A 13,188-nucleotide genomic window follows, 5' to 3' on the forward strand; every position below is an offset into this window, starting at 1 on the left:
GGTAATTGATAAATCGGAATTGATCAATGATTGAAATTTTTCTATAGTAGAAGGAATACTCTCATGGGAACGAAAGGCGGTTATTCACGATGTATGGAACTATTCGGATCGAGCACAATCCCTCCTGCAAAACCAAGCCTGGACAAGAAGAGAACCTAGGATTCGGACGTCATTTTACTGATCATATGTTTATTATGGATTACGAGGAAGGTCAGGGCTGGCATGACCCCCGTATTATTCCTTACGGTCCCCTGTCTCATGACCCTGCTGCTATGGTTTTTCACTACGGGCAAGCCGTGTTCGAGGGGCTCAAAGCTTTTCGCACAGATCAAGAAGATATCGTTCTTTTCCGTCCCGACCAAAACGCGAAGCGCCTTAACCGTTCCTGTGAACGGCTGAGCATGCCCGCGCTAGATGAAGAATTCGTCGTTCATGCCATTCAAAATCTTGTACGCCTAGATGCCGAATGGGTGCCTCGGAAAGAGGGATCCTCCCTCTATATTCGCCCTTTTGTTATGGCGACTGAAGCAGGATTGGGCGTGCGGGCTTCGTCACGCTACTCGTTCATTATCATTATGTCGCCCGTTGGCGCTTACTATGAAGAAGGGCTTCAGCCCGTTAATATTTTGGTCGAGGGCCATTTTGCCCGAGCTGTCCAAGGCGGCACAGGCAACGCCAAAGTAGCAGGAAACTATGCAGCCAGCCTCAATGCGCAAGCCGTTGCCAAGGAAAATAACTGCGCACAAGTCCTCTGGCTTGATGCCATCGAGAAGAAATATCTCGAAGAAGTGGGCAGCATGAACGTCTTTTTCAAAATTAACGGGGAAGTGGTGACCCCTAGCCTTAGCGGCAGCATTCTCGAGGGGATCACTCGCAAGAGCATCATCCACCTGTTAAACGAGTGGGGCATTCCCGTGAAAGAACAAAAAATCGCCATAGACGATATCGTCGCCGCCTATGAGAACGGAACGCTGGAGGAAGCCTTCGGAACGGGAACTGCCGCGGTTGTCTCTCCGATTGGCAGTCTGCTGTGGCAGGGCAAATCGATGGTCATTAATCAGGGGAACATCGGCGAGCTCGTTCAGCGCCTTTACGACACGATTACGGACATCCAGTTTGGCCGTACTTCAGATACTCATAATTGGTTAGTTTCCTGCTAAATGCTCGAAACAGCATAAATAAACAAAAAGCTCCATTTCCACTGCTTGTGGAGACGGAGCTTTTTGGCGTTGTAACGGAAGTCGAAATCACGTGAATGCTACTTCCCAAGATCCACGCCCGACATCGCGGCGTCCTTGTCCTTGTCTTTGTCCGTCACGAGCTGCCCGTCGATATCAATAATATCTTTGCTGCTCATCACTTCATCACCTAGAAAATCCCGCAGCTTGCTCTTCGCTTTGCGCTTCACGTCGTCATCAATGCTTTTGGCAACCGCAGCTAAAGCTAGCCCAAGCACGCTTAAGTCATCGACATAGCCAATAATCGGCAGCAAATCAGGCACGATATCCAGCGGCAGAATGAGATAGCCCAGCGCTCCATAGACTTGCACTTTGGCTCTGAGCGGAGTTTTCGGACTCTCCACCGCATAGAAAAGCAGCAGTCCGCTGTAGATCACTTTACTGCCTGCTTTTTTGGCCCCTTTTTTGAGCTTGGACCAGAAGCCGTCGGTCGAGAAATATTTTTCATATTTGGACGGGTCCATCTATCGATCACTCCAATCTTTATTGGCTAGCATATATAACCCATTTACAGCAGAAATCACGCACCCTAGACCACTCCTACTGGAAGTATGAGTCCAAAAGCAAACATACATCCATGCATCATGACAGATTCATTATTTCTGCAATTTCGCTAATTCATAGCCTGACAGCCACTCTTCGCTGGTCGCCCACTGTTTGACAGGGTTTTGTTCGCCTAGAATTTCGGCACAGGCATAGGCCATGATCCATTCCTTAAGTCCGCTGCTTTCGCTAGACTTAAGCGTTTGGACTAAATATTCAAGCCCAGCATCGCCATAGCTGATTATATCATCATAGGCTTTCTGTTGATTGGCCATGTAGACACCAGGATTGCTCGAAGCCTGCGACTTGGTATCCGTCGTGATGGTTAACAGATCCGCTTCAATGGCTTGACCTATATCTTTGGCGCAGCCCGTTAGAAACAACAAGAGCGCAAATCCAGCAAACAATAACCTTATCTTCATCCCACCAAACTCCCGTCTCAGTCCGCCATCCCCAGAATCCACGTAATCAGAAAAAGGACCGCAGGAATCCCTATTATGATAGCCAACAGAGTTCCCAAAAATAAAGGTGCGCGAAGCAGCTCCATTAGGAAATCAGATACTCTATTCCCAGCTGTATGGCTGCCTACTTTACGCAAGCTTTCCTGCAAAAATTCATGCACATACGCTTCGTCATGATGTTGGAGCTTATTCCAAATTTCATCGTGTAGAGTCTTATTATCCGTTTCCTTCATAATTAGCAGCAGCCCCTTTATCGAGCATTTCAATTATATACCAATTATACCACTTTAAGCGGATAGGAGCTAAATCATCGCGTGTATGAGCTGTTGCTATTAGGGCGAGAGAATTAGCGAAGATATGATCTTGCTAGCTTGCTTGCTTACTAGCTGCTGCCAGGCTGAAAGCACATTTTTCGGCGTTAAAGTGGCTGTGGCACTGACCGACTGACTGTAAAAACCTGCGAATATGCAGGAATTTTCAGGCGAATTCGATTAAAAAGTGGAAATTCCTGCAATTGTGCAGGTATTTTCATCTTTTTCAGCCTTTGATCCAGAAAAAGCCTAAAAAAGATGCACAATCGCAGGAATTTCATGATAGAGACTATCCCAAGAGCAAAAAAGATGCTTATTTGCAGGTTTATTACAAGCAAGCAACTGGAGCTAGAACAAGACTGCCTTAAGGTAACGAGAAAGTAAAAAAGAGCTGCCTCAAGTAGGTTGATCTACTATGGGACAGCTCCAATTATGACAACCAAGCCAAAAATACTACTATGACACCTGAAACCCAAGTAACCTGCCTAACGTGATCGTTCCGCAAATGCACCAGATTGCCGATTACAGCACCTGATCTCCATCATAGGTACCAATCTTCTTGTATAGATCCGGACGACGGTCGCGGAAAATTCCCCACTCAATCCGCTGAATTTCCAGCTGATCAAGATCGAACTCGGCGACAAGTACCGTTTCTTCGTCGCGGCCGGCTTCTTCGATCAAATTGCCCTGCGGGCCTGCAATGAAAGATGAACCATAGAAGTCGATGCTGGAATCCTCATCCACTTCCTTGCCGATGCGGTTGGATGCGATGACCGGCATGAGATTGCAAGCCGCATGGCCGCGCATGCACATTTGCCAATGATCCTTGGAATCGATCGATCCATCCTGCGGCTCGGAGCCGATTGCGGTTGGATAGAACAGCAGCTCAGCTCCCATAAGCGCCATAACGCGGGCCGCTTCCGGGTACCACTGGTCCCAGCATACGCCTACGCCGATTTTGGCGTAACGGGTTTTCCAAACTTTGAACCCGGTGTCACCAGGATTGAAATAGAACTTCTCTTCATATCCCGGACCGTCCGGAATATGGCTTTTGCGATACGTGCCCATCACTTGGCCATCCGCATCAATAACGGCAAGCGAGTTGTAGCGCGCATAGTTCTTTTTCTCGTAGAAGCTGATCGGCAGCACGACCTGAAGCTCTTTGGCGATCTCACGGAAGTGGTTGATCGCTTTATTGTTTTCAAGCTCGGTTGCGTAGCGGTAGTAATCGGCCTTCTCTTTTTGGCAGAAATAAGGCGTCTCGAAGAGCTCTTGAATCAAAATAATTTGCGCACCCTTAGCGGCTGCTTGACGAACCAAGGCCTCAGCCTTGCGAATGTTTTCATCTATGTTATCGGAACAGCTCATTTGTGTCGCTGCTACTTTGACGTTTCTCAATGAAAGTCACCTACCCTTTCTGGCTAGCTGGCATTTGCTGCGTTGTGCAGTGGACATTGCCGCCCTCTTTGATGATGGACATGCCGTTGATTTTGCGGATTCGGCGATCCGGGAAAGCTGCGCTTAGCACTTCTTCGGCCTTGCGGTCTGTTTCTTCCGCTGTTCCGCCAAACACCGGCAAAATAATGCCGCCGTTCACGAAATAAAAGTTTAAATAGCTGAGCGTTAACCGCTGCTCCTCAAAGAAGGTTAAAGGGGGTTGCTCGATTTGGATAATCTCCAAAGAGCGTCCTTTGGCATCCTTCGCATGACGCAAAATTTCTAAATTTTCCTGTGTGATCGCATAGTTGGCATCCGACGGGTCGTTGCACACTTGCATAATCACCTTGCCGGGAGCTGCAAAGCAGGCGATGTTATCGACGTGGCCGTCTGTTTCATCCCCGTCCAGCCCTTTGTTCAGCCAGATGATCTTCTCTACGTTCACGAAATCTTTCACATATGCTTCGATCTGCTCTCGGCTCAAGTCCGGATTGCGGTTCGTGTTCAGGAGACATTCTTCCGTCGTCAGAAGCGTGCCTTCTCCATCCACATGAATGGACCCGCCTTCCATGACCAGCGGAGCGTCAAACCGCTTCACACCATGATGCTCAAGGATTTGCGGAGCAACGTTGTCATCCAGATCCCAAGGCGCATATTTGCCGCCCCAAGCGTTGAATTTCCAGTTCACAGCCGCGATCTCCTGCTGCTCATTCAGCAAGAACGTTGGCCCGTTATCGCGGAACCAAGCATCATTGTGCTCGATTTCTAGAAAATCGACATTGCTCTCGGTAAAACGTGCTCTCACCTGCTCCGCTTCCGCAGGGTTCACAACCACGGTCACAGGCTCAAACTCAGCAATCGCTTTGACCAAATCCTCATAGCCTTTCGTCACCACTGCGTGATCTTCAGGGTAGACCATGGAATCTTGCACGGGCCAAGAGATGAACGTTCGTTCATGAGTTGTCCATTCGGCTGGCATTTTATAGTTTACATCTGTAGGTTTCATCATCATCCATCTCGCTTTATATAAATTTGTCGGTAGACTTTCGTAGACATCAAAGAATAGTGCCAAATGCACCGTCTTTCATCATAACCCAAAAGAAGCTTAGGCTCAATGCAAATCCCTTTACAAATTTAGCAAATGTGCGGATCAAGACGAATGTCTTGATGCATAGTTTGCCGGCTTTTAATGAACATTATAGAGGTTCAAAAGCCCACCATAAGAAAGGAAGATCAACTTTGGCAACGATTTTATACATCACAGCGCATCCGCATGATCACCAAACTTCCTACAGTATGGCCGTAGGTAAAGCTTTTATTGACGCTTATCGGGAAGCCCATCCGAGCGACGAAGTTATCCCTCTCGACTTGTACAGCATCGCTGTCCCTCACATTGATGCCGATGTGTTCAGCGGATGGGGGAAACTGCGCGGCGGCCAAGACTTTTCAACCTTAAGCCAAGATGAACAAAGCAAAGTCAGCCGGCTTGGGGAATTAACCGATCAATTCGTCGCGGCGGATAAATACGTTTTTGTCACACCGATGTGGAACTTTTCTTTTCCTCCGATTATGAAGGCTTATCTCGACTCCCTGTGCATGGCTGGCAAAACATTTAAATACACGGAAGCAGGCCCAGTCGGCCTATTGCCCGGTAAAAAAGCACTGCATATCCAAGCCAGAGGCGGTATTTATTCAGAGGGACCGGCAGCCGCGATGGAATCCGGGCACCGCTACATCGGTATTATTATGGGATTCTTCGGCATCACGGATTTCCAAGGACTATTCGTAGAGGGACATAATCAATTCCCTGACAAAGCAGCGCAAATTAAAGAAGAAGCCATTGGCCGCGCGAAGAATTTGGCAAAAAACTTCTAAGCATAAAGAAAAGGGCTGTTCCCTAGTAGATCAATCTACTTGGGGATAGCCCTTTTTTGGATTTCTTGATGCGTTCCACTCCACGGGAGCAGATTTCCGAGTATTTGAGAGGCTCTTATTCAGCCCCGATAGCTCCATTTTGCCGCCTAAGCTCTAAATAGCGGTCCCCAAAGACTTCTATTTCGCTCATACGGCCGCTTTTTGAGTAGATAGAAGTCTTTAAGGGCTCTTATCCAGCCCCGATAGCTCCATTTTGCCGCCTAAGCTCCAAATAGCGGTCCCTAAAGACTTCTATTTCGCTCATACGGTCGCTTTTTGAGTAGATAGCAGTCTTTAAGGGCTCTTATCCAGCCCCGATAGCTCCATTTTGCTACCTAAGCTCCAAATAGCGGTCCCCAAAGACTTCTATTTCGCTCATACGGCCGCTTTTTGAGTAGATAGAAGTCTTTAAGGGCTCTTATTCAGCCCCGATAGCTCCATTTTGCCACCTAAGCTCCAAATAGCGGTCCCCAAAGACTTCTATTTCGCTCATACGGCCGCTTTTAAAGTAGATAGAAGTCTTTTGGGGCTCTTATTCTCTACCTGAGGCATATCATCTTTGGGCGTTTGACGGCAAATAACACTGGTTACGTTTTTTTCCTGCCGCGATATTGCCCTGTGCGCAATTCCAGGATGTAAGCTTCTGCATCAGGCATCCCCTCATCCTTAGCCTGCTGTACAGCCAGCTCGATATCATAAGGGATTCGGACGTGCTGAAGGTTGAAAGCACCAGGCTCCTTACTGTGATAATGCCCCTCAAGAAGAACATACGAGGCTTGCGTAATATCCAACGGATTACCTACGCTTCCTGTGTTAAACAGCATTTTGCCATTCAGAATCTGCAGGTAAGCGTTGTGAACGTCCCCATAGCCTGCTACATCCGCAGGCCGCAGCTCTCCACAAAACTCCGAGGCTTCAAACATCGACAATCGGCTCTCCATCGAATCCCATGGCTGAATGCGTTCATACACACTTCTAGGCGAAGCATGAAACAGCCTTACAAATTTCCCGCTCATCCAAAATTCGTAGCAGAAAGGTAGCCCTTTTAAATAAGCAATCCGTTCCTTGCCAAGTCTATCCTGCTGCCACAGGAGTATAGCGTCTTTCGTTGGATTTCCGATGAAATCATCCCAATTCCCCATGATGACCACGTCGCAATCTTCACGTACAAGGTCCACGGCCTTTTCGGAATGGGGTCCCTTGCCTATCAAGTCTCCGAGACAAATGATTTGTGTTACAGCCCGCTGCTGAATATCCTTCATCACGGCTTCATATGCAGGCATATTGCCATGGATATCGGAAATAATCGCTAGCTTTTCCACAAGCCACACCTGCCTTTATGTTAAAATTGTTCGTTCGTTCTCGTGACGCGGGCATACTGGCCTGCGCTGCTGACCAGATACGGATACAACAAGTACAACCCAATCCCGTATAGCATGACAGCTATGTACACTGGAAGCAAATGAATGAAATCCATATAGCCAATGTGAAAATGAATCAGCAGACCGGCCGTAAATCCCGGCAATCCGCCCCAAAGAAACGTCCACCAGAGCCAGCTTTTGCCTTGCCCTACTCCCCAAAGCGCAGAGGCTGTAATCGCTACCGCGAGGGAAAAGAGGGCTCCGCCAAAACCAGCTCTGTCATGCGCAATAAGCGGAATAAGTTGATTGTTCCAAGCCCCTAGCTGTTCGGCTGTGAGGCCTATATAGACTAAATCTGTGTCCACAAACACATTCGTAATCCCCACGAAGGATATCGTCAGACCGCCGATGGCGAGGCCAAAACCGAGTACAACGAAGCAGCATTGCCCCCACTGCGCTCTGCGCCAAACAGCGTCGTTGAGCAAGCCAGGCGGCTTGCGTGAGGGATAATCCTTCAAGCCGCGCATGGTGAGCAGCAGCATCGGCAAAAGTATCGCCGCGACTGTGGCATGAAGAGGATCGAAATAGCCATAGCCGAGATAAAGGAAAAAGCTGCTGAATCCCACCGCGCATGAGGTGATAACCGCTGTCCTGGCCCAGTGCAGCCCGCTTCGCAAGCCATGCCGAGCCAGCTGCGAATAGAAGATGCCAATCGAGATCATCGTCCCCGCCAACGTTATGCGGTCATGAGACATGAAATGTATAATATGCCCGTTAAATCGGTTTATGACACTTCGGCTCACGCCGAGAAAGGTTTCATCATAAGGCAAGAGCACAGTCGTTGAGGCAATCAGCCACGCCAGCACACCGCCAACCATCATGCCGATGCCAAGCAGGTTCATCCAGCCCCAATTCGCCCAGAACGAAGGCGGAATCTGCTCCTCTGTGTGCTGAATGCGATCATATATAATCGCTTCATTAATTCGCTTGGGCAATCCCGGCCCTGCATAGACTAGCCCACTGTGCAGCTGAACGCTATTCGCGCCGGCCGCCAACAGCTCAAGAGCGTCCTGCGGCTGGTGCACCCCGCCAGCCGCTACGATGGTGCTCGCCTCGCCAAGCGCCTCGCGGAGCACCTGAACCCGCTCGAGCTGCGCGGCGAGCGCGCCCGCACCTCCGACGCGCATGCCGTCGGTGCCCGCCTCGCGCTGCGCTTCGCCCACGACAACACCGCTGCAGCCTTCGGCAGCGGTGTCTACAAGTTCACGCAGCATCCCGATGGGATATTGCTGCGGCACGTACAGCAGCAGCGGCTTCCCTGGGGCCGCTGCCTGCCCGAGCTGGCGCACCTCGCCGAGGTACGCCAACGCCTCTTCCGATGGCCAGCCTTCGGCGAGGCCATCGATGTAGAAGCCCGCCGCGTACGGCGCCAGCTTCTCCAGCAGCTCCTGCTGCTGAAGAAGCGCCTCGCGCGGCGAGCTGCCGGGCATCGGCGTAAGCCGCACGAAGTGCGGCAGGCGATGCCCCGTGCCCTTGCGCAGGCGCGCGACAATCGCGTCCGCGCCGTCATTCACATAGCCATCGGGGTAGACGATGGCTTCTTCTTCCGCGATGCGCACGATAGGCGCATCGCTGTGCACGGCTCGGACCGTCACAGGTCCGAGCTCAATGAAGCCGATCCCGAATTGGGCCAGCGCCTTGTGCGCCCTCCCATGAGGATCGAGGGAACCGCTTAAGCCGATCGGGCAAGCGATCGGCACGCCCGCCAGTTGATCTTCCAAGACAGGCGACAGCTCCATATGCCCCATCGTTTTGATCACGAACGTTCCGCCCGGGATGCGGCTTAACCCGCCAATGGCATGGAGCGTCCAGTTTCGAGCTATTCGCCCTGGCAATCGAAACAGCAGCGGACGAAATATCGCATGGTAAGACCAATCCGGCATCGAGACACTCCCGTTCCTGACAAAATGGAAATTTCTTGATTCTAGTATAACGCGAATACCGCGAGGTGCAAACAGACACAGTTTGTTGGCTTTTCCTGTGATTACGATCACAAAGGTTAAGCTTTGTTTTCGATATACTTGGCTCATCAACAGAATCTGGTACAGAAGTGAGGCGAATAGCTATGCTGAGTCAACATACAATTGAAGTCATTAAATCTACGGTTCCCGTTTTAGAAATCCATGGCACGGCCATTACTACACGCTTCTATAACATGCTTTTTACCGCGCATCCGGAACTTCTGCATATTTTCAATCACGCCAACCAAAAACAAGGCAAACAGCAAGCTGCCTTAGCCAACGCCGTTTATGCAGCCGCCCTGCACGTCAATCAACTAGAGATGATTCTGCCAGTGGTGAAACAAATCGCTCACAAACATCGCAGCTTGGGCGTGCAAGCCGAACATTATCCGATTGTCGGCAAGTATCTCCTTGAGGCTATTAAAGATGTACTCGGAGATGCCGCTTCGGAAGAAATTTTACAAGCTTGGGGAGAAGCTTACGGTGTTATTGCAGATGCTTTCATCGGTATTGAAGCAGATATGTATGAACAAGCGAAGTCACAGGCAGGAGGCTGGGCCGGTTTCAGACCATTCCGAATAATCCAAAAGGTAAAAGAGAGCGATGTTATCACCTCTTTCTATATAACACCACTCGATGGCGGAGCATTGGCTGCTTTTGAGCCAGGGCAATATATTAGTGTGAACGTGCACATCCCAGGCGAAGAGCACGAGCAGATTCGGCAATACAGCCTCTCCGATGCTTCAGACAAGCCTTATTACCGAATCTCGGTTAAGCGGGAAGATGCCATGGTCGATCGTCCTGCCGGAAAGGTTTCCGTGTATCTCCACGAGCAGAAGGAAGTCGGCGATATCCTCTCTATTTCAGCTCCAGCAGGCGATTTCACACTGGATCAGCGTGATTCACGCCCTGTTGTGCTGATTAGCGGCGGCGTTGGGCTGACGCCTATGGTCAGCATGCTGAACACCTTGGCAATAGCGAAGCCAGCTCGTCAAGTCACATTCATTCATGCCGCTCACAATGGCCGGCTTCATGCCTTAAAGCAGCAGGTCGAGACTGTCGCCCAGCAGCATTCCAATTTGAGCTTCCATTGGTGTTACGAGAAGCCGACCGAGCAGGACCTAACCGAACCAGCCTTCCATAAACAAGGCTACATCGACCTGAACTGGCTGCAAACCGTCGTCCCTGTGAAAGAAGCCAGCTATTATTTCTGTGGACCTGTCCCCTTCATGAAAGCGATCCATGACGCTCTCCTCGAATGGGGTATCCCTGCGGAAGATCTTCATTATGAGTTTTTCGGCCCTGCCGGGAGCTTGTAGCTCTTACTGCTGCTCAGTTTGGGTGGTTAGCTTAGCTTGCTCACGCAGCAGACGGTTCACCGTCTCGCGGCGAAGCCCGATGAATTGTCCAATCTCTTCCTGCGTCAAAACATCCGTAAGCACCATGCTTCCCAAGTAGGTGTGCATCCAGCTCTGAAGCTTCTGAAGCCTTACGGCGGGTTTCACTTCGGTCAGTTGATCAATCCGCTGCTGCATCATTCGCAGCTTGTCCTGCAGTTGCCCTGCAATTTCGCGGAATTTCTCCGGCTGCTGCTCCAAATCCCGATACCACTGCTCGGCTGGAAGCCGTTCAATCTGGCAAGTCACTAACGCAATCGCAGTGCCATAGTTAGGGATTGGACTTAAGAGCGAGTGATGCGGAATCGTTTCTTCCGGCACAATCATATTCACAAGCGTTGGCGTCCCATCCTCATGGACACGGACAATCTTCAGCAAACCGCTTTGCAGTCGGTAGAGCCCGCCTTTTTCGCCTTGGCGGAACAACGTCTCACCTTTATGGAGGATCATCTTGAACTCCTTTTATTATGCCAAAATGCGAGCATATTTCGCTCTCTCACCCTATTATTTGCTCATGAAGTGACAAAAAAGCGACAGCAGTTTCATCTGCTGATCGCTTTTTGTCGTGTTAAAGTTCTTTTTTGAGCGGTACGAATTTATTGCGAAGCAGCGCCAAGGATAACGACCATTTCGTAACGAAATGCCATCGTTCCACCTTGCCCATAAGCCAAACCGACACCACTAGCCCTAACAAGGAAACAACAACAGCGGCAGGCAATGCCCAGAACGAAGTTGGATGTGCGAAAAAAGGAATGAAGGATACCGCCAGAATCGGAGCCGCATTCCATTTGAAAAATTGAATCAGCAGGATCGTCATCAAGGCCGTTATGAAAAATGAAACCGCACCGTGGCTTAAACTATACATGAGACTGCCAATGGATACGGCAATCACAGCACCAAGCGTAATGCGCCCGATGTCTTTGATTTGATCAACACGATGCATGAATAAGAAGCTGAACGCACCGAGAGTCGGAAAAAAAACCATCTTCAAGGATGGGAAATGATAAGATGCCCAATACGCTCCCATCAAATAACAGCACATAATTAATGAACGCAGAAGCATCGTTAATTCCCGTCCTTCTATGTTTAATGAGGAAATACCGAGTTTGAAACTTGGCTTTCTACATTCTACATAAGAAACAAACCGTCGGTCAATCCTTTCCCGCTTGGAAAAGATCACCTCTTGGCAGGCACCTATTCGCCCCCCCCTTTTAGCTGCGCTCTACCGACACCGTCGTTGAGGCGAAAAATTTGGCCACAGCAAACGATGCCGCCCCAAGCACAGTTGAGCGATCGCTCAATTGGGAGAATTCAACCTTAGGCAGCTTCCGAAGGTGAGAAAGCGATCGCTTCTCCAGCAGCTGAAGCAGCGGTTTCATCAACCACTTCTCCGCTCCGGCCAAACGTCCGCCAAGAATGATAAACTCTGGATTGTATCCGTTAATGATATTGACGACGCCCACACCAAGATAATAACCAAGGCGCTCAAAAAGCGCGATGACCTCCGCTTCGCCCGCCTCTGCTCTCCCGAGCAGCATATCTAAGGTAACAGCGCCTCCAAATTCTCGGCGAGCTTGTTCCAACAACGCGTGCTCCGATGCATAAAGTTCCCAACAGCCTAGGCTGCCGCAGCGGCATTTGGGTCCGTCATGCTGGATGGAGATGTGCCCAATCTCCCCCGAGAAGCCCGTCGCACCGCGATACAGCTCGCCTTTTATAATAATCCCCGCACCAATTCCGATGCCGATTGAAATATACACCAAATTCGCCGTATCTTTGCCCGCGCCGAACTGCTTCTCTCCGACTGCGCCTGCATTCGCTTCGTTATCAATCACAACAGGAATGTTGAAGGTCTCCTCCATTTGCTTCTGCAAAGAGACGTTCTCCCATCCTAGATTCGGCGCGAACAGAAGATTGCCGTCTTCATCACAGATGCCGGGCACTCCGATACCGATGCCGATAATCCCGTAGACGCTTTCCGGCGCACTGCTGATCAGCTCACGAATGATCGTCTTTAGCTGCTCGATGACTTCTTCAGCCGAGTTGTTGTCATGCATGACCCGCTTCTCACGAACAATCTTGCCGGTCAGATCGGTGAGAACAGCAAGAATATCGTGCACACCCAAATCTACACCGATTGCATAACCCGCTGTCCCATTGAACAGCAGCATCATCGGCTTACGCCCGCCACTTGACTCCCCGACTCCGATCTCATCGACGAGACTGCTCTCCATAAGCTCATTAACCAAACTGGATACCGTTGCCTTGGTCAATCCTGTAATCTCCGCGATCCGGGCGCGGGAGATCGGCGAGTCCGTGCGAATATGGTGAAGTACGATGGATTTATTTATTTTTTTAACCAAATTTAAATCGCCTGTTTGCTTCATGCCAGCCCCCATACTACTCCGATTACTTGTCTTTTGATGTGTTGAAATGATTTTAACATGAAAGGCTTTTTCTCGCACCAACTAAGTTTGTTTAATGAATTTACAAACTATTCGAATG

Annotated in this window: 13 protein-coding genes; 3 read left to right on the forward strand and 10 right to left on the reverse strand. The window is 49.9% G+C overall.

Translation table 11 applies throughout. The features are described 5' to 3' along the window. The first annotated feature begins 89 nt into the window (after positions 1-89). On the forward strand, positions 90-1,160 hold the full coding sequence (locus HQN90_RS28705; RefSeq protein ID WP_173225384.1) for a branched-chain amino acid aminotransferase: 1,071 nt from the start codon (positions 90-92) through the stop codon (positions 1,158-1,160). 98 nt (positions 1,161-1,258) lie between these two features. On the opposite strand, the gene HQN90_RS28710 is transcribed toward HQN90_RS28705, so the two are convergent. The 5 genes from HQN90_RS28710 to HQN90_RS28730 all read right to left on the reverse strand — a co-directional run bounded on the left by HQN90_RS28710 (position 1,259) and on the right by HQN90_RS28730 (position 4,996). Beyond that, a complete protein-coding gene (locus HQN90_RS28710; protein ID WP_173225387.1) occupies positions 1,259-1,702 on the reverse strand; it encodes a YkvA family protein in 444 nt (147 codons plus the stop codon). 132 nt (positions 1,703-1,834) lie between these two features. Continuing rightward, on the reverse strand, positions 1,835-2,203 hold the full coding sequence (locus HQN90_RS28715) for a hypothetical protein (RefSeq protein ID WP_173225390.1): 369 nt from the start codon (positions 2,201-2,203) through the stop codon (positions 1,835-1,837). Between the two features lie 17 nt (positions 2,204-2,220). Beyond that, a complete protein-coding gene (locus tag HQN90_RS28720; protein WP_173225393.1) occupies positions 2,221-2,475 on the reverse strand; it encodes a hypothetical protein in 255 nt (84 codons plus the stop codon). Positions 2,476-3,075: 600 nt separating this feature from the next. Continuing rightward, entirely contained in the window at positions 3,076-3,951 is an 876-nt protein-coding gene (aguB, locus tag HQN90_RS28725; protein ID WP_079411061.1) for an N-carbamoylputrescine amidase, read from the reverse strand. Positions 3,952-3,961: 10 nt separating this feature from the next. Next, a complete protein-coding gene (locus HQN90_RS28730; protein ID WP_173225510.1) occupies positions 3,962-4,996 on the reverse strand; it encodes an agmatine deiminase family protein in 1,035 nt (344 codons plus the stop codon). A 233-nt stretch (positions 4,997-5,229) separates the two neighbouring features. Here HQN90_RS28730 and HQN90_RS28735 point away from each other — a divergent pair, with 233 nt between their 5' ends. Next, positions 5,230-5,865: an FMN-dependent NADH-azoreductase gene (locus tag HQN90_RS28735; protein WP_173225396.1), complete on the forward strand. Its 636-nt coding sequence runs from the start codon at positions 5,230-5,232 to the stop codon at positions 5,863-5,865. Positions 5,866-6,491: 626 nt separating this feature from the next. Here HQN90_RS28735 and HQN90_RS28740 read toward each other — a convergent pair. Together HQN90_RS28740 and HQN90_RS28745 are read right to left on the reverse strand one after the other, a co-directional pair. Then, the gene (locus tag HQN90_RS28740; protein ID WP_173225399.1) at positions 6,492-7,226 is read right to left on the reverse strand and encodes a metallophosphoesterase family protein; all 735 of its coding nucleotides are present in this window, start codon (positions 7,224-7,226) and stop codon (positions 6,492-6,494) included. Positions 7,227-7,246: 20 nt separating this feature from the next. Further along, positions 7,247-9,208: a dihydroorotate dehydrogenase gene (locus tag HQN90_RS28745; RefSeq protein WP_173225402.1), complete on the reverse strand. Its 1,962-nt coding sequence runs from the start codon at positions 9,206-9,208 to the stop codon at positions 7,247-7,249. Positions 9,209-9,390: 182 nt separating this feature from the next. On the opposite strand from HQN90_RS28745, the gene hmpA reads away from it, so the two are divergent. Further along, positions 9,391-10,605 carry an NO-inducible flavohemoprotein gene (gene hmpA, locus HQN90_RS28750; protein ID WP_173225405.1) on the forward strand — a complete coding sequence of 405 codons (1,215 nt, stop codon included), beginning with the start codon at positions 9,391-9,393 and terminating at the stop codon, positions 10,603-10,605. Positions 10,606-10,608: 3 nt separating this feature from the next. Here the strand turns inward: hmpA and HQN90_RS28755 are convergent, their stop codons facing one another. The 3 genes from HQN90_RS28755 to HQN90_RS28765 all read right to left on the reverse strand — a co-directional run bounded on the left by HQN90_RS28755 (position 10,609) and on the right by HQN90_RS28765 (position 13,070). Beyond that, positions 10,609-11,133: a Crp/Fnr family transcriptional regulator gene (locus tag HQN90_RS28755; RefSeq protein WP_173225408.1), complete on the reverse strand. Its 525-nt coding sequence runs from the start codon at positions 11,131-11,133 to the stop codon at positions 10,609-10,611. Between the two features lie 118 nt (positions 11,134-11,251). Next, the gene (locus HQN90_RS28760) at positions 11,252-11,746 is read right to left on the reverse strand and encodes a hypothetical protein (protein ID WP_173225411.1); all 495 of its coding nucleotides are present in this window, start codon (positions 11,744-11,746) and stop codon (positions 11,252-11,254) included. Between the two features lie 148 nt (positions 11,747-11,894). Then, positions 11,895-13,070, reverse strand: coding sequence for an ROK family transcriptional regulator (locus tag HQN90_RS28765; RefSeq protein ID WP_173225414.1), 1,176 nt, complete (start codon positions 13,068-13,070; stop codon positions 11,895-11,897). Positions 13,071-13,188 lie beyond the last annotated feature (118 nt).

The sequence above is a fragment of the Paenibacillus alba genome, from assembly GCF_013204855.1.
Classification (GTDB): Bacteria; Bacillota; Bacilli; order Paenibacillales; family NBRC-103111; genus Paenibacillus_E; species Paenibacillus_E alba.